Source organism: Nonomuraea sp. B1E8, assembly GCF_039871515.1.
Classification (GTDB): domain Bacteria; phylum Actinomycetota; class Actinomycetes; order Streptosporangiales; family Streptosporangiaceae; genus Nonomuraea.
Window position 1 is genome coordinate 917637 of record NZ_JBDPLS010000001.1, and the last position, 18285, is coordinate 935921.

General features: G+C 68.8%; 24 protein-coding genes. 13 read left to right on the forward strand and 11 right to left on the reverse strand.

What is annotated here, in order from left to right; all coding sequences use genetic code 11:
• Positions 1-6: 6 nt before the first annotated feature.
• From ABGA98_RS04260 to ABGA98_RS04305, 10 genes are read left to right on the forward strand one after another with little or no spacing between them, the layout of a single operon-like run.
• Positions 7-552, forward strand: coding sequence for a hypothetical protein (locus ABGA98_RS04260; protein ID WP_347616817.1), 546 nt, complete (start codon positions 7-9; stop codon positions 550-552).
• A 5-nt stretch (positions 553-557) separates the two neighbouring features.
• On the forward strand, positions 558-1754 hold the full coding sequence (locus ABGA98_RS04265) for an SRPBCC family protein (RefSeq protein ID WP_347616818.1): 1197 nt from the start codon (positions 558-560) through the stop codon (positions 1752-1754).
• A 36-nt stretch (positions 1755-1790) separates the two neighbouring features.
• Positions 1791-2198: a gas vesicle protein GvpJ gene (gene gvpJ, locus ABGA98_RS04270; protein ID WP_347616819.1), complete on the forward strand. Its 408-nt coding sequence runs from the start codon at positions 1791-1793 to the stop codon at positions 2196-2198.
• A 1-nt stretch (position 2199) separates the two neighbouring features.
• Complete coding sequence (locus tag ABGA98_RS04275; RefSeq protein ID WP_347616820.1) at positions 2200-3012, forward strand: GvpL/GvpF family gas vesicle protein; 813 nt, start codon at positions 2200-2202, stop codon at positions 3010-3012.
• Positions 3012-3254: a gas vesicle protein GvpG gene (locus tag ABGA98_RS04280; RefSeq protein ID WP_347616821.1), complete on the forward strand. Its 243-nt coding sequence runs from the start codon at positions 3012-3014 to the stop codon at positions 3252-3254. Before ABGA98_RS04275 ends, ABGA98_RS04280 begins: the two co-directional genes overlap by 1 nt.
• Before the next feature lie 4 nt (positions 3255-3258).
• The gene (gvpO, locus tag ABGA98_RS04285; RefSeq protein ID WP_347616822.1) at positions 3259-3672 is read left to right on the forward strand and encodes a gas vesicle protein GvpO; all 414 of its coding nucleotides are present in this window, start codon (positions 3259-3261) and stop codon (positions 3670-3672) included.
• Entirely contained in the window at positions 3672-4079 is a 408-nt protein-coding gene (gene gvpJ / locus ABGA98_RS04290) for a gas vesicle protein GvpJ (RefSeq protein WP_347617704.1), read from the forward strand. The genes gvpO and gvpJ (ABGA98_RS04290) overlap by 1 nt, the downstream gene beginning before the upstream one ends.
• Positions 4069-4851 (forward strand): GvpL/GvpF family gas vesicle protein, encoded by a 783-nt coding sequence (locus tag ABGA98_RS04295; protein WP_347616823.1) that lies wholly within the window; start codon positions 4069-4071, stop codon positions 4849-4851. Before gvpJ (ABGA98_RS04290) ends, ABGA98_RS04295 begins: the two co-directional genes overlap by 11 nt.
• Positions 4848-5051: a gas vesicle protein gene (locus ABGA98_RS04300; RefSeq protein ID WP_347616824.1), complete on the forward strand. Its 204-nt coding sequence runs from the start codon at positions 4848-4850 to the stop codon at positions 5049-5051. Before ABGA98_RS04295 ends, ABGA98_RS04300 begins: the two co-directional genes overlap by 4 nt.
• Positions 5041-5358, forward strand: a complete 318-nt coding sequence (locus tag ABGA98_RS04305; RefSeq protein ID WP_347616825.1) for a gas vesicle protein K — start codon at positions 5041-5043, stop codon at positions 5356-5358. Before ABGA98_RS04300 ends, ABGA98_RS04305 begins: the two co-directional genes overlap by 11 nt.
• 16 nt (positions 5359-5374) lie before the next feature.
• Here the strand turns inward: ABGA98_RS04305 and ABGA98_RS04310 are convergent, their stop codons facing one another.
• Both ABGA98_RS04310 and ABGA98_RS04315 read right to left on the reverse strand, forming a co-directional pair.
• Entirely contained in the window at positions 5375-5662 is a 288-nt protein-coding gene (locus tag ABGA98_RS04310) for a hypothetical protein (RefSeq protein ID WP_347616826.1), read from the reverse strand.
• 134 nt (positions 5663-5796) lie between these two features.
• Complete coding sequence (locus ABGA98_RS04315) at positions 5797-6213, reverse strand: prevent-host-death protein (RefSeq protein WP_347616827.1); 417 nt, start codon at positions 6211-6213, stop codon at positions 5797-5799.
• Positions 6214-6491: 278 nt separating this feature from the next.
• Between ABGA98_RS04315 and ABGA98_RS04320 the strand changes: the two genes are divergently transcribed.
• The gene (locus ABGA98_RS04320) at positions 6492-6614 is read left to right on the forward strand and encodes a hypothetical protein (protein WP_281283696.1); all 123 of its coding nucleotides are present in this window, start codon (positions 6492-6494) and stop codon (positions 6612-6614) included.
• 127 nt (positions 6615-6741) lie between these two features.
• Here ABGA98_RS04320 and ABGA98_RS04325 read toward each other — a convergent pair whose 3' ends face one another.
• The 7 genes from ABGA98_RS04325 to ABGA98_RS04355 form a co-directional block, all read right to left on the reverse strand.
• The gene (locus ABGA98_RS04325) at positions 6742-7218 is read right to left on the reverse strand and encodes an NUDIX hydrolase (protein WP_347616828.1); all 477 of its coding nucleotides are present in this window, start codon (positions 7216-7218) and stop codon (positions 6742-6744) included.
• A 286-nt stretch (positions 7219-7504) separates the two neighbouring features.
• Positions 7505-8650, reverse strand: coding sequence for an acetyl-CoA C-acetyltransferase (locus tag ABGA98_RS04330; RefSeq protein ID WP_347616829.1), 1146 nt, complete (start codon positions 8648-8650; stop codon positions 7505-7507).
• A 68-nt stretch (positions 8651-8718) separates the two neighbouring features.
• On the reverse strand, positions 8719-9372 hold the full coding sequence (locus ABGA98_RS04335) for a hypothetical protein (RefSeq protein ID WP_347616830.1): 654 nt from the start codon (positions 9370-9372) through the stop codon (positions 8719-8721).
• A gap of 24 nt (positions 9373-9396) precedes the next feature.
• Positions 9397-10155 (reverse strand): class F sortase, encoded by a 759-nt coding sequence (locus ABGA98_RS04340; RefSeq protein WP_347616831.1) that lies wholly within the window; start codon positions 10153-10155, stop codon positions 9397-9399.
• A 5-nt stretch (positions 10156-10160) separates the two neighbouring features.
• Positions 10161-11450: a hypothetical protein gene (locus ABGA98_RS04345; RefSeq protein WP_347616832.1), complete on the reverse strand. Its 1290-nt coding sequence runs from the start codon at positions 11448-11450 to the stop codon at positions 10161-10163.
• A 124-nt stretch (positions 11451-11574) separates the two neighbouring features.
• The gene (locus ABGA98_RS04350; RefSeq protein ID WP_347616833.1) at positions 11575-12375 is read right to left on the reverse strand and encodes a class F sortase; all 801 of its coding nucleotides are present in this window, start codon (positions 12373-12375) and stop codon (positions 11575-11577) included.
• Entirely contained in the window at positions 12375-13730 is a 1356-nt protein-coding gene (locus ABGA98_RS04355) for a hypothetical protein (protein ID WP_347616834.1), read from the reverse strand. Before ABGA98_RS04355 ends, ABGA98_RS04350 begins: the two co-directional genes overlap by 1 nt.
• A 178-nt stretch (positions 13731-13908) precedes the next feature.
• On the opposite strand from ABGA98_RS04355, the gene ABGA98_RS04360 reads away from it, so the two are divergent.
• Both ABGA98_RS04360 and ABGA98_RS04365 read left to right on the forward strand, forming a co-directional pair.
• Entirely contained in the window at positions 13909-15054 is a 1146-nt protein-coding gene (locus tag ABGA98_RS04360) for an acyl-CoA dehydrogenase family protein (RefSeq protein WP_347616835.1), read from the forward strand.
• 45 nt (positions 15055-15099) lie between these two features.
• A complete protein-coding gene (locus ABGA98_RS04365; RefSeq protein ID WP_347616836.1) occupies positions 15100-15261 on the forward strand; it encodes a hypothetical protein in 162 nt (53 codons plus the stop codon).
• Between the two features lie 4 nt (positions 15262-15265).
• On the opposite strand, the gene ABGA98_RS04370 is transcribed toward ABGA98_RS04365, so the two are convergent.
• Both ABGA98_RS04370 and ABGA98_RS04375 read right to left on the reverse strand, forming a co-directional pair.
• Positions 15266-16033: an alpha/beta fold hydrolase gene (locus tag ABGA98_RS04370; protein WP_347616837.1), complete on the reverse strand. Its 768-nt coding sequence runs from the start codon at positions 16031-16033 to the stop codon at positions 15266-15268.
• A 16-nt stretch (positions 16034-16049) separates the two neighbouring features.
• Positions 16050-18272, reverse strand: a complete 2223-nt coding sequence (locus ABGA98_RS04375; RefSeq protein ID WP_347616838.1) for a SpoIIE family protein phosphatase — start codon at positions 18270-18272, stop codon at positions 16050-16052.
• Positions 18273-18285 lie beyond the last annotated feature (13 nt).

Here is an 18285-nt window from a genome sequence, read left to right on the forward strand (position 1 = left end):
CATGCCATGAGTGATAAGGCCAGAGTGGCGTTGGCTCTCGCCGCGGGCTACTACCTCGGCCGGCGTCACAAGCTGCGCACGGCCGCCATGCTCGCCGCGGCGAGCGTCGCCGGCAAATACCGCAAGGGCGACGGCGGGCTGCTGGCGCAGGGAGGCAAGATCCTTGGGTCCTCGCCGGAGATCGACGAGCTGACCAGCCGGCTGCGCGGCCAGTTCATGGACGTCGGCAAGGCGGCCGTCATGGCCGCCGCCACCCGGCAGATCAACTCTCTCACCGAGAAGCTCCAGGAGCGGACCGAATCCCTCCAGAGCGGTGACCAGGCCGAGGAAGAGCCCGAGGAAGAGCCCCGGGACGAGTACGAGGACGAAGAAGAGGCCTCCGAACCCGAGGACGAGGCTTCCGAACCCGAGGACACGCAGGAGACCTCCGAGCCGGAGGAAGAGCCCGAGCCGCCCCGCGCCCGCAGGGCCCGTCCCCAGCAGGGCACGCGGGCCCATAAGCCGGGCACCGGCCGCAAACGTCCTGCGTCCGTGACGAGATCGGCGGGGTGAGCGCGATGACCGAGACGACGAAGGCACAGCCGCTCCGCAAAGCCGCGGGCAAGGCAGGCAAGGCCGTACGCGAAGGCCCTGGCAGGGCGGTGGAGACGGCCGGTCAGACGGCGAAACAGGCAGGCGAGCAGGTGTCCGGCGGAGGCAACCCGATCAAGTCCGGGCTGCGCAAGCTCGGCAAGGCCGCGACGCACTACGCGCTGTCGTCCGTGACGAACAAGGTCGAGGGCGTGACCGGACGGCTCTCCGACTTCGCGGAGGGCAACGGCGGCAACCTGATCAGCGCGGTCACCGGCTCCGACAAGTCGGTCGGCGGTTCGGCCGTGGCCGGCGCGGCCAAGGGCGCCTTCAAAGGGCTGGTCGGCAAGCTGGGCAAGGGCGGCAAGGGCCAGGGCGGCACGAAGCTCAAGCTGACCAACATCGTCGAGACCATCGACGTCGGCGCCCCGATCCGGATCGTCTACAACCAGTGGACGCAGTTCCAGGACTTCCCGAGCTTCATGAAGAAGGTCGAGGCGGTCAACCAGGAGTCCGACGAGAAGCTCACCTGGAAGGCGCAGATCTTCTGGTCGCACCGCGAGTGGAAGTCCACGATCCGCGAACAGGTGCCGGACGAGCGCATCATCTGGCGTTCGGAGGGCGCGAAGGGGTACGTCGACGGCGCGGTGAGCTTCCACGAGCTCACCCCCGACCTCACCAGGATCATGGTCACCCTCGAATACCACCCCAAGGGTTTCTTCGAGGGCACCGGCAACCTCTGGCGGGCCCAGGGCCGCCGCGTACGGCTGGAGCTGAAGCACTTCGCCCGGCACGTCATGAGCCAGGTCATGCTGCACCCGGACGAGATCGCCGAGGGTGGCTGGCGCGGCGAGATCCGCGACAGCGAGGTGGTCAAGGACCACGACACGGCCGTCCAGGAGGAGCAGGAGTCCGCCGGCGAGCAGGAGGGCGAGGAAGAGCTGGAGGAGGGCGAGCCCGAGGACGAGTACGAGGAGGAAGAAGAGGAAGAAGAGCCCGAGAAAGGCGAACCCGAAGACGAGTACGAGGAGGAAGAAGAGCCCGAGAAAGGCGAACCCGAAGACGAGTACGAGGAGGAAGAAGAAGAGGAAGAAGAGCCCGAAGAGGAGCCCGAGGAAGAGGAGCGCCCCCGCGCCCGGCGGGCTCCGGTACGCCGCAGGACGGCGAGCCGCAGCGGCGGCTGAGCCGTCCCCCCATCCGCGGATCACAAGGAGGGCACTATGACTGTGCAGCCGGCCTCAGGTGGGGTGGCGCAACGCCCCACCGCGACGGGCCTGGCGGACGTGATCGACAGCATCCTGGACAAAGGGCTGGTCATCGACGCCTACGTCAGGGTCTCGCTTGTCGGCATCGAGTTGTTGACCATTGACGCGCGGATCGTCGTCGCCAGCGTCGACACCTACCTGCGCTACGCCGAGGCGGTGAACCGGCTGGACCTGTCGGAGTCCGGCGGCCAGGGACTGCCCGAGCTCATGCAGAACATGAAGAAGGGCATGGTCGCCGACAAGGGCAAGGACGCGGTCCAGGGAGTGCTCGAATCCGCTGCCGACAAGCTCGGAGGCCTGGTCGGCGAGTCGGAGGACGATCAGGAACGGCAGCCCGCCCGGCGGCGGAAGGGTGGTGACTGACATGTCGACCTCCGAGGCGACCGAACGGCGCAGAAGAGACAGTCAACAGGGCGAGACCCGCGTCGGCACGTACGTCTACGGCATCGTCCCGGCGGACGTCGAGGTGTCCGACGACGCCGGCGGCGGCGTCGGCGGCCCGTCGGCGAAGGTGACGGTGGTCCGGCATGGCGACATCGCCGCGCTGGTCAGCGAGCTGCGGCTGGACCGGCCGCTGGGCACGCCCGACGATCTCGTGGCCCACGAGGGACTGCTGGACGCCACCGCCGCCGAGGTGCCCGTGCTGCCCGTACGTTTCGGCGCGGTCGTGACGACCCCGGAGGCGGTCGTGGAGGAACTGCTCGCGCCGCACCACGACGAGTTCCACGCGGCGCTCGACGAGCTGGAGGGCCGGGCCCAGTACGTCGTCAAGGGCCGCTACGTCGAGCGGGCCGTGCTCACCGAGATCATGCGGGAGCACCCTCAGCTGGCCGAGCTGCGTGAGCAGATCAAGGACCAGCCCGAGGAGGCGACCAGGGACGCGCGGATCCGGATCGGCGAGATCGTCGACCAGGCCATCAACGCCAAGCGGGAGGCCGACACGCAGGAGGTGCTCGACGCGGTCACCCCGGTCTCCACGCTCACCTCGCTGCGCGACCCCAGCCACGAGCTGGACGCCGTACACCTCGCGGTCCTCGTCGAGACGGCCAGGGAAAGCGAGCTGGAACAGGCGCTGGGCCAGATCGAGGAGCGCTGGTCGGGCCGGGTGGAGCTGCGCCTGCTCGGGCCGCTGGCCGCGTACGACTTCATCGTGGCGCAGGGCTCCGGTGGCGGCTGATGGGGTTGATCAGCTCGTTGTTCACCTGGCCGCTCGCGCCCGTGCGCGGCGTGATCAGGCTGGGTGAGCTGATCCAGGAGCAGGTCGACCGGGAGCTGCACGATCCGGCCGTGGTGCGGCGGGAGCTCGAAGCGATCGAGGAGGCCAGGAACGAGGGCCGCATGTCGGAGGACGAGGCTGCCCAGGCCATGGAGGAGATCCTCGCCAGGCTGACCGGCCCGCCCGGGGAAGGAAGGAGGTGATCGTGTGCCCGCCCAGCGAAGGGTCCGCGCACGACGCCCTGCCGAGCAGGACGCCGAGCCTGAGGAGGCCGTGGAGGACCAGCAGGCCGAGGAGGAGCCGGATGAGGAGGCCTCTCACGACGAGGCGCCGCCGGCCCGCTCCCGTGTGAAGAGCCTGTCGGCGTCCAGTGCCGGCGCGGCGGGGCTGCGCCACATCGTCGAGCTGACCGGCCGGGAGTCCGAGGGGATCACGCTGGTCAGGCGGGAAGGTGACGGCTGGGTGGTGGGCGTCGAAGTCGTGGAGGACCGCCGCATCCCGTCCTCGGGCGACGTGCTCGCGCTCTACCAGGCCGAGCTGGACGCGGACGGCGAGCTGCAGTCGTACCGGAGGTTGCGCCGCTACCGGCGGGCCAGCGGCGACCAGGGGGAGGGCGGATGATGATGGAGCCGGCCCGCCCGGCGGGCCGCGCCTACCCGTCCTCGACGGGCGGCGGGCGGGAGCCCGCCAACCTGGGCGACATCCTGGAGCGGGTGCTCGACAGAGGTGTGATCATCGCGGGCGACATCCGGGTCAACCTCCTCGACATCGAACTGCTGACGATCAAGCTGCGGCTGGTCGTCGCCTCGGTCGACACCGCCAAGGAGATGGGCATCGACTGGTGGGAGCACGACCCCTGGCTGACCGGGAAGGACCGCGGCCTGGAGGAGGAGAACCGCCGGCTGCGCAGGAGGCTCGCCGCCCTGGAGGAGGGCCGTTCCGCCCCGCCCGCCATCGAGGGCCATGTCGAGGAGGAGGAAGACGTCGAGCCGCGGCGTCGTGCCGGAAGGAGAAGAGATGACGGGTGACGCAGGCACGTACCTGTACGTGGTCGCACGCGACTCCGGCGCCCCCTCCTCCGAAGGCCTGACGGGGGTGGCGGGCACGCCGGTGCGGGCGATCACCCGTTCCGGGCTGGTCGCGTACGTGAGCACCGTGCCGCTGGCCGAGTTCGGGGAGGAGCCGCTCCAGCGGTCCATGGAGGACCTGGACTGGCTCGACGCGACCGCCAGGGCGCACCACCACGTGGTCGAGGCGGTGGCGGTGGCGGTGCCCGCCGTACCCGTGCGGCTGGTCACCGTCTACAGCGGCGACGAGCAGGTCACCGGCCTGCTGGAGGACCGGCACGACGACTTCTGCCACGCGCTCGACCGCATCACCGGCCGCCAGGAGTGGGGGGTGAAGGTGTACGCCGACCCGGCGGAGCAGGCCGAGCCCGCCGCCGCGCAGGAGGGTGGTGGCGCCGCGTCCGGCCCGGGAGCGGCGTACCTGCGCAAACGCCAGGCGGGGCTGCGCAACAGGGAGGAGGCGTGGCGGCGGGCGAGCGCCCGGGCCGAGCGGGTCCACGACCGGCTGGCCTCCGTCGCGGTCGCCGGCCGCCGCCACCGGGCCCAGGACCCGCAGCTCTCCGGGCGCAAGGAGTGGATGATCCTCAACGGCGCCTACCTCGTCGACGAGGAACGGCACGCGGAGTTCGTACGGACGGTGGACGAGTTGCGCGCCGAGGGCGGGGAGCTGGAGCTGACCGGCCCGTGGGCGCCGTACTCGTTCGCCGCGCTGGACGAAGGGGGTGAACCATGACGTACCCGGAGCCTCGTGGCGCCGTCCTCGCCGAGGAGGGCCGGCTGCCCGCCGAGCGGGTGGCGCTGGTCGACCTGCTCGACCGGCTGCTCGCGGGCGGCGTCGTGGTGAGCGGCGACCTCGTGCTGTCGATCGCCGACATCGACCTCGTACGCATCTCCATCCACGCACTGATCACCTCGATCCGCGATGACGAGTGACCCCGCCGAGCCCGCCCGCCAGGCCAGGAAGCCGCGGCTGCGGATCGACACCGACGCGGAGGCGGTGGAGCGTGACCTGTCCCGGCTCGTGCTCACGCTGGTCGAGCTGCTGCGCCAGCTCGTCGAGCGGCAGTCCGTACGGAGGATGGAGCAGGGCAATCTGTCCGACGAGCAGATCGAACAACTCGGCATGACGCTGATGCGGCTGGAGGAGGCCATGGAGGAGCTCTGCGAGCGTTTCGACCTGGAGCCGTCCGACCTCAACCTCGACCTGGGCCCCCTCGGCAGCCTCCTCCCGAAGGACTAGTCAACCGGCACTGACCTCAGACGCCTTCGATCCAGTATTTCTGCAGTCTGGCGACGGCGTCCTCCTTCGTCATCGTCGCAACGTCGGTCTCGTCCAGACCCACCTTGGAAATGAGCAGGTGAACAACCTCGGCAGGCAGGGCGTTCGAGGGCGGCTCCGGTTGTCCACGATCAGGGACCACACCACGTTTGACGCAGGCCCAGAACGTCGGCTCATCCACCTGCAGCTGGTCACGGAGGATGTGACGCCAGATGCTCTGGCCGTAGGAGCTTCGATCCACCGGATGGGAAATCCGCGTGCGCAAGATCCGACCATCAGCAAGATCTAGTTCGTAGGTGACGTGATGGGTCGCCGTTCGTCCGCGAGCGTTTCGTACGAGACGCCAGCCCTCGATCTGACAGAACCGATCGTGGCACTCTCGAGTGGGTTGAGGCCAGGTCACCGGCCCTTCCCCACCAGCCATTCACGCAACTGGTCGTCATCACTGAGGCTGATCAACTGCACAAGCCCCCAGTTCTCACGATGGTTCGGCGCATCCAGCAGGTGGTCCTGCCAGTCATCGGCGTATTCACGCAACGCATCGATCATCTCCGTTACGGCCTCCTCGAAGGTCCGGCCATCCGCCGCTACGGGCAGCCCTGGGATGAAGATCGACCAGCCACCGGCCTCTGGCACTGCTTGGGCACCGGACGGAGTGACCGCAGCGAGATAGTGGCGCAGTCTCTCGACGTCCACGAGCGCGGTTGTGGTCGCTTCACGGCGCACCGTCGCCACGCGCCCGCCTTCAGCCGCGTCCAGGAGCATTTTGAGATGGGCACGAGCCTCTGTGTAGCTGTCGAAATGAACGGCGCTCACGCGCGACACCTCCCATGAGCAGGTCTTCATGATGCCTCACAGCATGAAGTACGTCAAGTACATCACGTACTTGCCCGCCCGTCTGGGGTGGATTATTCGGTTGCGCGGCCCCTCACTGAGCTCGTAGTGTCTTCGCCATGCGCCTTTACCTGTGATTCGCCGGGCCTCCCGCGGCCCGCGCAGCAGCCAGCCATGACCGCCAGTCCGTCCAGACGCGGCAGCTGAGCTTGCCGACCGGCCTCCGAGCCGCGTCGAGAGTTACGTAAAGGAGCTAACTTATGCGAGTTCGCGCAAGCAACAAGAAGAAGGGCCGGCCCCAACTGCCCATGCCCCGGCAGATGCCGAAGATGCCGCAGCGCCCGATCGCGCCGCCGAGGCGTGTGCCGTCGAAGGGCCGCTGACCGAGGACAACTACCAGGGATGGTAGTGAAGAGCGAGCGCCGCCTCCCCCGTACGCCTGGAGGCGGCGCTCGCATTTCCCCTCAAGAGACGTTCGATGCCGGCATCGTGTCGAAATCAGCCTTGCCCTCACCCAGCAGGAACGGCCCGGCCGTGCTCCAGATAGATGGTTTCCCCCATCTCACGGGCGGTCGCAGCCGCTTTGAGACGATGGGCAAGACGCTCGATCAGGAGATCGTCAAGCTCAGCGACGAGACGGAACTCGTACGCGCTCAACTCTCCGTCGGAGAACGTGATCTGCTTGGTCGCCCCGTGGTCGAGGGTGCCTCCGTCGAACACGAACAGGACTTTGTCGCCTTCCTGTGGGAGAGGCGCCCAATCGACCACAAGGAGACGGCCGATGGCCGGCTGGATCCCCAGTTCTTCGCGAACTTCGCGGATGCACGCGTTGTACGGGGTCTCCCCCGGCTCGACGTACCCGCCGGGAATGTCCATGAAGGATTTGTACGTAGGTCGGACGAGCAGCACGCGACCGCCGTCGTCGAAGAACAACGCTCCAGCCGCAGCGCGGGCCTGGGCGAACGGCACGGTCTCCTGATCGTTCACGGCCTCGACCTTACGCGACCGACACTGCTCTCACACGATGTGCACGCCGTTCCCTTGGATGCCGCGATAGGCCTGTGCGGACAGGCGGCGTATCCTCTCCCTGTCTGCGGTTGGTCACTGCCGTTTCGGCAAACGAGCGCTCATGCCTGCCCAGCCTGCGCCGCCTTGGCCCAATAGCTTCACAGCCGCGCTCATCAACGTCCGCTTGCAGGGCTGCCCTGGTGGTAGGACACGACGGCGCCGCCTCCTCATACGTCTGGAGGCGGCGCCGTCGAAGCGTTCTTGATCAGAGGCGTTCGATGATGGTGACGTTGGCCTGGCCGCCGCCCTCGCACATCGTCTGCAGCCCGTAGCGGCCGCCCGTGCGCTCCAGCTCGTGCAGGAGCTTGGTCATGAGGATCGCTCCCGTGCCGCCCAGCGGGTGGCCGAGCGCGATGGCGCCGCCGTTGGGGTTGACCCTGGCCGGGTCGGCGTCGAGTTCCTGCATCCACGCCAGCGGCACCGGCGCGAACGCCTCGTTGATCTCCACGACGTCGATGTCGCCGATCGACATGCCGGCCTTCTTCAGCGCCCGCTGCGTGGCGGGGATCGGCGCGGTCAGCATGTAGACCGGGTCGTCGCCCATGAGCGCGAGCTGGTGGATGCGGGCGCGCGGGGTCAGGCCGTGCTCCCTGACCGCCTGCTCGGAGGCGATCAGCACCGCACCCGAGCCGTCGGAGATCTGCGAGGAGGTGGCGGCGGTGATCTGCCCGCCCTCCTTCAGGGTCTTCAGCCCGGCCATCTTCTCCAAGGTGGTGTCGGGCCGCGGGCCCTCGTCGTCCTCGACGCCGTTGACGGGGGCGATCTGGTCCTTGAAGTGGCCGTTCGCGATGGCCTTGGCGGCGCGCTGGTGTGACTCGAACGCGTACTGCTCCAGGACCTCGCGCGTGTAGCCCCACTTCTCGCACATCAGCTCCGCGCCGCGGAACTGGGAGATCTCCTGCTTGCCGTAGCGCTCGACCCACATCTCGCCGAACGGGAACGGCATGCCCTTCTCGAGTGCGGCCGTGATCGACGCGCCCATGGGCACGATGCTCATCGACTCGACGCCGGCCGCCACGACCAGGTCCTGGGTGCCCGACAGGACGCCCTGGGCGGCGAAGTGGATGGACTGCTGCGAGGAGCCGCACTGCCGGTCGATGGTGACGCCGGCGGTGGTCTCCGGCAGGCCCGCCGACAGCCAGGCGTTGCGCGCGATGTCCATACTCTGGGGGCCGAACTGCATGACGCACCCCATGATGACGTCCTCGACCGCGGCAGGGTCGACGCCGGTGCGCTCGATCAGCGCCTTCAGCGTGTGCGCGGCCAGGTCAGTGGGGTGGACGGTGGACAGGCCGCCCTTCTTCTTGCCGACCGGGGTGCGGACCGCCCCGACGATGTACGCCTCTGCCACAGTGCCTCCTGGAAACCGAGCAATATTCGGTTACTAGGTGCACACTACAACAGAACGACGTTCTGGGGTCATTCCGCAGGCGGTACGAGGTCCTCCGCCGCGTCGATCCTGAACCGCCACCGGTCGACGGCCAGGCCGTTCAGCGCCTCGGACAACTGCAGGGCGAGCGCGCCCAGCTTCTCCGGCTCCCCGCCGCGCAGCTCGATCGCCGTCAGCTCGGTGGCGAACGGCAGCAGCTCCGCCGCCGCGGGCGGGCCGCCCTTCTGCGGCACCAGCACGGCCTTGATGTCGCCCGCCGTGAACGCGAACTCCTCATCCTCCGGCTCCAGGAGCGGGGCCAGCTCCTCGGGCGTCGGGCGTACCGGAAGGATGACGGCGGGACCGCCCTCCGCCTCGTCGGCCGGATCGCTCACCTCGCCCCGGCACACCGCCAGCCCCTTCAACCGGAAGGCCAGCCCCTCGGCGAGGTAGCGGTCGAAGAAGTCGATCGGCAGCGGACCCTCGGCCGCCACCCGCACCGCCCACGCCTTCTCCAGCACGCCGCCCGTCAGCTCGGCCGCCGCCTCGACCGGCGCGCACACCCGCACATCGGTCGCCACGATGTCCTCGCCGTCCTTCCGCGCGCCGGGATCGGCCAGCTGCACGATGCGCAGCAGCTTCGCCGGATCCAGCTTCGCGGGCAGCACCGCCGTGGGGCCTGTACGCAGTCGTCGCTTCGCCATCCAGCCCATGCCCAGCCTCCGCGCTCAGCTTCGATAGGAGCTCGTCATCGTCGCGTAGACGATGACGTTGTCGGTGTAGTGCCCGGTGCGACGATCATAGGTGCCGCCGCACGTGATCAGGTGCAGTTGGGCGTTCTCCTGGCTGCCGTAGACGCGCTGGGTCGGGAACGTCTTCTTGCTGGCCTGCTCCACGCCGCCGACCGTGAACACCGCCGTGGTCTTGTCCTGGCGCTTGACCTCGATGGTGTCGCCGTGTTTGAGCTCCGGCAGCCGGTTGAACACCGCGGGGCTCGTCTTGGTGTCCTTGTGCCCCAGCAGGACGGCCGGTCCCGCCTCACCCGGCGTCGACATGTTCCGGTACCACCCGACCAGGTTGGCGTTGTTCGGCGGCGGAACCTGGATCGTGCCGTTCTTGGCCAGGCCCACCGACCTGATCGGCGCGTTGACCCCCAGCCGCTTGATCACGAGCCGCAGCGGGGTGGACGGCAACATGGGCGGGGCCGCCTTGATCTGCGGCAGCGGCGGCGGCACGTCGGGCCCGCCCTGGAACATCGCCTGCTCGGGCTGCCCCGACGGCTTGGGCTGCGCCTCCAGGGCCAGGCTGTCGCGGTTGCTGGCCAGGCCGTACTCGTCGGGGGACCTGAACACGATCAGCAACCCGGCCACCACGGTCACCACACCGGCGATGGCCGCCACGATCAGCACGGTCCTGAGTGCCGCGCCCCCCTTGTCCTCAGGCGGCGGTACGGGAGCGCCGCCACCGTACGGGTAGTAGCCGGACATCCCCGTCAACCTCTGATGGAACGACGACGCATGAGCAGGCCACCGACGGCGGCCGCTCCTATCATCGCGGTGCCGGTCAGGATGAACAACCGGCCGTCAGGCCCCATCGTCCCACCCGCGCCCGTGTCGGCCCCGGCCTTGGGAGTCTGGGACTTCCTCGTGGGCGTGGTCTTCGGCGTGGGGGTGATCGTCAGCGTGCGCGTATGGGTCGTCGTCGGCCGGGGACTGGTGTTCGAGGGTGTGGGGCTGGGGCTCGGGCTGGGCGACGCTGTCCCGTTGGCCACCGTGAAGGTGTAGGTCTTGAGACCGGACGTGGGAGCCGTGCACTTGATCGCGGGCGAGGTCGCGGAGGTACCGAAAGCCAGATCGCCCGGGGTCACCGTCACGGTGCCTGTGCTGGTGGGCTTGATCTTGACGGTCACGTTCGGCAGCGTGGTGAGATTCTGGCCGGCCTGCACGTTCGTGAGGGCAGCCTCTCCCCTGGCGGTGGCCGGGGCTCCGGCGCCGCTCGCCTTGATGTTCGCGTAGATCTTAGGGCTGGTGGTGGGGAAGCCGGTGGGAATCTCGAGTTGGTCACTGGTGGACTGGAAGGCGCTGGCCCAGGTGATCGAGGCGTCCGCGTTGGCCTTCGCGTTGGTCGGCATCGTCAGCGTGACCCTGATCTTGGCATCGGCGGGGTAGCCGTTTGCGGTGGCGTTGTTGGCCAGCTGACAGTCATAGTCGATGATGTCGGTGCCATTGCCGTTCCCTGTGCCAATCGGCACGTCCAGGACATCGGTAGTAGAGCTCGGGTTACACGTCGTAGCGCTGGTTGCGGTGCCGATGGCAAGCCTTAGTGCGCCGGGCTTCACGCTCACCTTGCCTGTCGTGCCGGAGCTCACCGCGATCTTGTACGCGACGTTGCTCGCCGGCACGGACCCGTTTGTCGGGACCTGCGATCCCTGCTTAGCGCCGGAGTCAGAAACGGTGCCACCTGTCGGCGCCAGATCCAGAGTGACCTGCAGTGGAGCTGCTGCGTCCGGCGGATTCTGCACGTTAAGCGTTGGGACGTTCACCTTGACATCGAAGGTCTGGCCTGCCGTCACCGAGTCGGGCCCGCTAAGCGTGACCGTAAGGGAGGTGTTGCTGAACGGCCCGCCACTACACGTGTAGGCGAACGTCTTAGTTACATCCGCCGACGCGACGCCCGGTGTCGCCATGATGAAGGCTGAGCCGGCGAAGACAACAAGCGACCCCATGGATCCCACAGCGAAGGTCTTCTGGGCGCGGCGGCGCCACGCCTGGGACTTAAGCACGGGTCCATCTCCGTTTCACAGCAGTCACTACAGTCGTGCCAGAATTCCAGCCGTTGGTCACGGTTAGGTTGAGATCTTATGATCTGTCCCTGTCAACTTTCCCGTAAACCCAGAAATCGGCCAGTCAGCCCTTCTTCTTCGACAACGTCGCGTACACGATGATGTTGTCCGTGTAGTGGTGGGTCGTCTTGTTGTAGACCCCGCCACACGTGATGAGCCGGATCTGGGAGTTGGTGGTGTTCCCGTACACCCGCTTGGTCGGGAACGAGTTCTTGCTGGCCTGCTCGATCCCGCTGACCGTGAAGCGGGTGACCTTGCCGTCCGAGCGGTACACGTAGATCTGGTCGCCTTTGGCCAGTTCGCGTAGGCGGTCGAAGACGGCGGGGCCCTTGCGGGTGCTCACGTGGCCGTTGATGATCGAGGGGCCGAGCTCGCCGGGCAGGGGCGAGTGGCGGTACCAGCCGGTCAGGTCCGCCTTGCTCAGCGGCGGGGTGCCGAGTTTGCCCTGCTTGTCCAGGGTGACGGACCGGATCGAGGCGTTGACCTTGATCTTGGGGATCTTGATGCGGGTCGGCCGTACCTTGGTGGTGGTCTTCTTCTTGGCCTTCGGGATGGCGGGCACCACCGGTGCGGCGGCCAGCGGGGGCGGCGCGTCCAGGCGGGCCGGCGTCAGGGGCACGTCCTTGCCCCCGGGCCCGACGGTGGTCGGCAACACGAACGCGCCCGCGTTCCCCGCCAGCGCCTTCGTCGGGGCCTCCGTCGGCGTCTCCTGCGCGGCCACCGGCGCCGCGAGCGGCCCCGAGCCGTCGTCCACGGGCGGAGCCAGCGAGAGCAGCGTCACCATGACGATGCCCACCCCGCCGAGCGAGCCGGCGATCAGCAGGCCGGGCAGCGCGCGCTGCATCGGCGTCGTCCCCTCGGTCATCAGCGCGTTCCTCCCGCGTGCGCGGCCCTGCGCCTGCGCAGCAACACGCCGCCACCGACGCTTCCCGCCATCAGCACGGCTCCGCTGGTCATGAGCCCGAGCGGCGGCCCTTCGGCGGTCGCGGGCGCCTCACCGCTGTCCACACCGCCCTTGGGCGTCTTGGGCACCTGCGCCCGGTAGTACCGGGTCGCGGTCGGGCTGGAACTGCTCTTCGGCGTGGACGAGCTCGAACTGGAACCCGTGGGAACCACGGCCACGTGATCGCCGCCGATGGAGTCACCCTCCGGAGGCGTGCTGTCCTCGTCGGTCGGCTCGTCACTGGGGTCGTCGTCCGGGTCGTCCGTCGGGTCCTCGTCAGGATCCTCCGTGGGATCGTCCGTCGGGTCCCCCGTCGGCCCCGGCACGGTGACGTCGATGGCACCGGGGTCACCCTGGAGCTCGCATTCGGCCTGGTCGTGGGCCGGCGGCTCGGTGATGTCGCTGACCGTCACCCTGAACGCGTCAACGTAGGCGACCTTCTCCTCGGTGTTGACGATCTCCAGGAAGTGCGGCCCGTAGGCGAGCTGGGGCGACTCCCAGAGGACCTCCTTGGACGCGGTGCCCGTCATCGGAGTCCCGCTGCGGTCCTTGCCCGGCTCGACCAGGGGGTCGGTGACGGTCTCGCCATCGAGCTTCACTTGGATCTTGCCGAGGTCGCGTTCGCGCCTGCCGATGTAAGCGACTTTCGTGCCAGTGAAATCCAGCCTGGCGACGGCATTCTGCGTGTTGGTCGTGTGCAGGTCGAAGAGGTGGTCGCCGAACTCCTCCGCAGTGCCCTCCTCTGTCCAGCTAGGCGAGTACGTGATGTTCGACGTGTCGTCGTTGTTGACCATCACCTCGCCCTCGGCGGGTGTGAACCTGACGGTCAGTGCGCCGGGCTTGAAACGGACCGTTCCGGAACGCCCGATGGATCCCTGGTCGGACAGCCCTTCGGGCAGTTCGAGGAACTCGCCCGGCACCAGCTCGGCCTGCTCCTGGCCGCCCCTCGGCCGTAACTGGCCGACCCAGGCGCCGCTGATGTCCACGACGCCTTCGAGGTCGAGAGAGGAGCCCGCGGGGAAGAACCCGGGCGAGCCGAACCTCTGATCGCCCTTGTACGAGATGCCCCAGCGCACGTTCATCAGCCCGCCGGCCTCGATTTGCGGCGTGATCGTGGCCTCGATGTCGACTCCGGCACCGGCGATCCCGCCCTCGCACCGGTAGATGGCCACCAGCGAGGTCTCTGCCTGGCCGGGGATGGAGGAGGTCACGACGAACGCGGTGGAAGCGGCCGCGCCGACCGATGCGGCGATCAACGCCTTGCGCCATCGACTCACGGGAGACTCCGATCAGCCACAAATACGCCGACGGTAGATCTTAGAGTCGAAAACACCCGCTCTACCTACCGAACCCACCATCTCCGACCACTTGTGATGAACCCGTGTCCGCAGCTCCCGCCGTACGAGGAAAAGGGGTATACCTCGCAGTAACAGAACCCTATTCCGGAGGCGACTGATGCAGCGAGACCTCTTCGACGAGGAGCACCTCCTCTTCCGCGAGACCGTGCGCGCGTTCATGGCCCGCGAGGTCGTGCCGCACCACGCTCGGTGGGAGAAGGACGGCGTGGTCCCCCGCGAGGTCTGGAAGGAGGCCGGCGAGCTCGGCATGTTCGGCTTCTCGGTGCCGGAGGAGCACGGCGGCTCCGGGATCCGGGACTTCCGCTACAACGCGGTGATCGTCGAGGAGCTCATGAGGAACAACGCCACCGGGCTCGGCTTCTCGCTGCACAACGACGTCGTGGCGCCGTACCTGGTGGATCTGACCGACGACGAGCAGCGGCGGCGGTGGCTGCCCGGCTTCGTGAGCGGCGAGCTGATCACCGCCATCGCGATGAGCGAGCCCGGCGCGGGCAGCGACCTGCAGGGCATCAGGACCACTGCCATCCGCGAGGGCGACCACTACGTCGTCAACGGTCAGAAGACGTTCATCACCAACGGCATCAACGCCGACCTCGTGGTCGTGGTGGCCAAGACCGACCCGGAGGCCGGGGCCAGGGGCACCACTCTGGTCGTCGTGGAGCGGGGGATGGAGGGGTTCGAGCGCGGACGCAACCTCGACAAGATCGGCATGAAGGCACAGGACACCGCCGAGCTCTTCTTCGACAACGTACGCGTGCCCGTCGCCAACCGCCTCGGGCCGAACGACGGCGAGGGCTTCGTCCAGCTCATGAACAACCTGCCGCAGGAACGCCTGTCGATCGCCGTGGCGGCGGTGGCCGCGGCGGAGGGCGTACTGGAGCAGACCATCGAATACTGCAGGACCCGCCAGGCGTTCGGGCGGAGCATCGGGTCGTTCCAGAACACCAGGTTCGTCCTCGCGGAGCTGGCCACCGAGACGGAGATCGCCCGCCACTACGTCGACCGGTGCATCCGCGCGCTCAACGCCGGGCAGCTCACCGCGGTCGACGCGGCCAAGGCCAAGTGGTGGACCACCGAGGTGCAGACCAAGGTCATCGACCGGTGCCTCCAGCTTCACGGCGGGTACGGCTACATGACCGAATATCCCGTCGCCAAGGCCTGGATGGACAGCCGGGTCCAGACCATCTACGGCGGCACCACCGAGATCATGAAGGAGATCATCGGCCGCTCCTTCGGATTCTGACCTGTCACCGCGCGGGAAGCCCGCCCACGCCGCATACTGGACGACATGGACGGCGGCCTGATCCTCCTGGTCTTCCTGGCGCTGCTGGTCGCGTGGGGCCTCAACCGCGTGCGCCGGGCGTTCCGCATGGGGCCGGTCGGCTACGCCGGCATCATGATCGTCTTCATCATCGCCATGCTGCTCGTCTGGGGCCAGACCAAGGTGTAGTTCGCTACGTCTCCAGGATGACGCGGGCCACGAGGCCGGGGTCGTCGCTCATCGGCACGTGGCCACACCCCTTCAGCAGCTTGACCCGCTGCCCCGACCAGCGGGCCGCGCGCACCGCCTGGCGGCGCGGCAGGAGCCGGTCGTGCTCGCCCCACGCGATCGAGATGGGCGACTTCGGCGGCGCGGGCGGCATCAGACCGGAGAACGACTCCAGCGTCTCGTCGAAGCCGCTCGCCTGGCCCAGCGCCTTCGTGGCCGCGATCAGCGCCGTCGGCGACAGCCGGGACGGGTGGGCGACCAGCACCCCGGCCGACACGGCCCGCAGCACCGGGTTCTCCGCCGTCCTGACGACCTGCCCCTGCGGCATCGCCCTGGCCGAGGCCCGCAGGGCACGCAGCACCGACTGGCAGTAGACCAGCTCGGAACGCGACCAGAAACCCGCCGGCGACAACGCGGTGGCCGTGCGTACGACGCCGCGCGAGGCCAGCTCGAGCGCGATGTAGCCGCCGAGCGAGTTGCCCGCCACGTGCGGCTCGCGCACGCCGAGCAGCGCGCAGAACGACTCGACCGCGTCGGCCAGCGACTCGGCGGTGTAGGGGATGCCCTCGGGCAGCCCCGGCGAGGCGCCGAAGCCGGGCAGGTCGAGCGCGATCACCGTGCGGGCGGCGGCCAGCCTGTCGATCACCGGTGTCCACGCCTGCCAGTGGTGACCGATGCCGTGGATGAGGATCAGCGGCGCGCCGGCGCCCCGTCGTTCGAAGGCCAGCTCCATTCGCCCAGTGAATCACTCACCTGCTGCGCGTGGGAATCTCGAACCAGACGGCTTTGCCTTCCCTGGTAGGTCGCGACCCCCAGCGTCTGGCCAGCTGATCGACCAGGTAAAGGCCGCGCCCGCCCTCGTCGTTCTCGCCCGCGCTGCGGATGCGGGGCAGGCGGAGGTCCTGGTCGAACACCTCGACCCAGACCGACTCCTCGCCTCTGCGCAGCCGCAGCGTGAACTCCTTGTCGCCGACCACCTCGTCATCGAGGCCCGGCACGTCCCACGACTCCTCGAACGGCAGCGGCGGGCCCTCCACGACCAGCTCCCTGCGCGGCACGCTGGAGGTGGCGGCGTGCAGCACGACGTTGGTCACGACCTCGGAGACGAGCAAGCAGGCCAGCTCAGCGCGCTCTTCAGGGACGTTCCAGCCCGCGAACGCCTCCGACGCCATGCGCCGCGCATCGCCCACCATGATGGGCTGGGCGGGGAACGTGCGCTCCTCGACGTCGAGATCGACGTCGCTGGAGCGGACCACGAGGATCGCCATGTCGTCGTCGATCTCGCCGGGCACCGCGACCGTGGCGACGTCGGCGATGCGCTCGGCCTCGGCTCCGGACACCTTGGTCAGCGCCTCGCAGAGCACCCCGAGCGTCTCCTCCTCGCTCGGCGGATGCCCGTCGCGGCCAGGGCGGCGGTCGACGAGGCCATCGGTGTAGAGGAGCAGCGCCGCGCCCGGCGGGAGCGTGCGGGTCTCCTCCTTGTAGACCAGGTCGGCGTGCAGGCCCTTGGCGCGCACCCCGAGCGGCTGGCCGACCTCCTCGATGTCGAGCTCCACGCACTGGCCGTCGACGAGCAGCAGCGGCGGCGCGTGGCCGGCGTTGGCGAAGGACAGCTGGCGCGACCAGGCGTCGTAGACGAGGTACTGGCAGGTCACGATGGGCGGGATGCTGATGTCGGCGCCGCTGTCGTCCTGCTCGGGCGTGGCGATGATGCGGGTCCACTCGTCGAGCCTGGCCAGGATGTCGGCGGGCGACTTGTCGTCCTGCGCGAACGCCCGCAGGGCGGCCCTGAGCTGCCCCATGACGGCCGCCGCCTTGGCGCCCCTGCCCTCGACGTCGCCGATCACGATGCCGACGCGGCCGGCCGACAGCGGGATCACGTCGTACCAGTCGCCGCCCACCTGGGTCTGGATGCCCTGCCCGTGGGAGGCCAGCGGGGCGGCAGGGTAGTAGCGCACGGCGATCTGCAGGCCGTCGAGCTGCGGCAGCGCCCTGGGCAGCAGGTGTTTCTGGAACGACTCCGCGGTGTGGCGCTCCTCCTCGAACAGCAGCGCGTTGTCGATCGCGAGCGCGACCCTGGTGGCGATGGCGCCCACGAAGTCACGGTCGAAGGCGTCGTAGTGGGGGCTGCGCCGGTCGGTCAGGTTGGACAGGCCGAGGTACATCAGCCCCAGCGTCTCGCCGCGCACCGTCAGGGGGGCGACGATGGCCGAGGTCATGCCGATCTCGCCGCACAACCGCGCGCTGCTCTCGGTGGGGGCGGGGAAACTGCTGTTGGAGAAGTCTTCGACCAGGATGGTCTCCTGGCGGCGCAGCGCGGTGTCGGCGTAGTGGCCGGCGGGGTAGCGGATCTCCGCGCCCACCGGCTTCCATGTGCCCAACGGAGGCGCCCACCCCTGCACGTGCTGCGAGACCCGGCGGACGAGCCGATCGCCCTCCGTCAACTCGATGAAGCAGTGGTCGGCGAACTGCGGGACCAGCATCTCGGCCACGCGCTTGAGCGTCTCTTCGACGTAGAGGGAGCCGGCCAGCCGCTCGCCGATGCGCTCGAGCAGCCCGAACCGGTCCTTCTCGCGCTCGTTGCTGCGCAGCGCCTCGCGGGCGAGGATGACGATGCCCGTCACCGAGCCCGACTCGTGGCGCAGCGGCACGGCCTGGGCGCGGACGTAGACGATGGTGCCGTCGCCGCGCCTGACGTCGAACGTGCCCTCCCACACGCCGCCCTTGAGCACGTGCTTGGCCAGCTCGATGGCGAGCGGGTGGTCCTTCTCCATGATCCCGAGGGACAGGACGGAGGTGTCACGCGCCGATGTCGCGACCGTGTGGCCGAAGAGCTTCTCGGCGAACGGGTTCCAGTAGAGCAGGTTGCTGAAACGGTCGGTGACGACCACCGCCATCTCGGCGTGGTCGAGCACGGACCCGGCGCCAAGGTGATCAGCCGGTTCCTGTGACAGATCCCCCCATCGCTTCATCCGGCGACCACCT

Coding starts and splice junctions, on each gene's coding strand:
- ABGA98_RS04340 (WP_347616831.1), bottom strand. CDS start 10,155: ATGTCCGGCTACTACCCGTACGGTGGCGGCGCTCCCGTACCGCCGCCT.
- ABGA98_RS04365 (WP_347616836.1), top strand. CDS start 15,100: ATGGACGGCGGCCTGATCCTCCTGGTCTTCCTGGCGCTGCTGGTCGCG.
- gvpJ (WP_347617704.1), top strand. CDS start 3,672: ATGATGGAGCCGGCCCGCCCGGCGGGCCGCGCCTACCCGTCCTCGACG.
- ABGA98_RS04370 (WP_347616837.1), bottom strand. CDS start 16,033: ATGGAGCTGGCCTTCGAACGACGGGGCGCCGGCGCGCCGCTGATCCTC.
- gvpJ (WP_347616819.1), top strand. CDS start 1,791: ATGACTGTGCAGCCGGCCTCAGGTGGGGTGGCGCAACGCCCCACCGCG.
- ABGA98_RS04350 (WP_347616833.1), bottom strand. CDS start 12,375: ATGACCGAGGGGACGACGCCGATGCAGCGCGCGCTGCCCGGCCTGCTG.
- ABGA98_RS04320 (WP_281283696.1), top strand. CDS start 6,492: ATGCGAGTTCGCGCAAGCAACAAGAAGAAGGGCCGGCCCCAACTGCCC.
- ABGA98_RS04375 (WP_347616838.1), bottom strand. CDS start 18,272: ATGAAGCGATGGGGGGATCTGTCACAGGAACCGGCTGATCACCTTGGC.
- ABGA98_RS04300 (WP_347616824.1), top strand. CDS start 4,848: ATGACGTACCCGGAGCCTCGTGGCGCCGTCCTCGCCGAGGAGGGCCGG.
- ABGA98_RS04280 (WP_347616821.1), top strand. CDS start 3,012: ATGGGGTTGATCAGCTCGTTGTTCACCTGGCCGCTCGCGCCCGTGCGC.
- ABGA98_RS04275 (WP_347616820.1), top strand. CDS start 2,200: ATGTCGACCTCCGAGGCGACCGAACGGCGCAGAAGAGACAGTCAACAG.
- ABGA98_RS04305 (WP_347616825.1), top strand. CDS start 5,041: ATGACGAGTGACCCCGCCGAGCCCGCCCGCCAGGCCAGGAAGCCGCGG.
- ABGA98_RS04335 (WP_347616830.1), bottom strand. CDS start 9,372: ATGGCGAAGCGACGACTGCGTACAGGCCCCACGGCGGTGCTGCCCGCG.
- ABGA98_RS04360 (WP_347616835.1), top strand. CDS start 13,909: ATGCAGCGAGACCTCTTCGACGAGGAGCACCTCCTCTTCCGCGAGACC.
- ABGA98_RS04265 (WP_347616818.1), top strand. CDS start 558: ATGACCGAGACGACGAAGGCACAGCCGCTCCGCAAAGCCGCGGGCAAG.
- ABGA98_RS04260 (WP_347616817.1), top strand. CDS start 7: ATGAGTGATAAGGCCAGAGTGGCGTTGGCTCTCGCCGCGGGCTACTAC.
- ABGA98_RS04295 (WP_347616823.1), top strand. CDS start 4,069: ATGACGGGTGACGCAGGCACGTACCTGTACGTGGTCGCACGCGACTCC.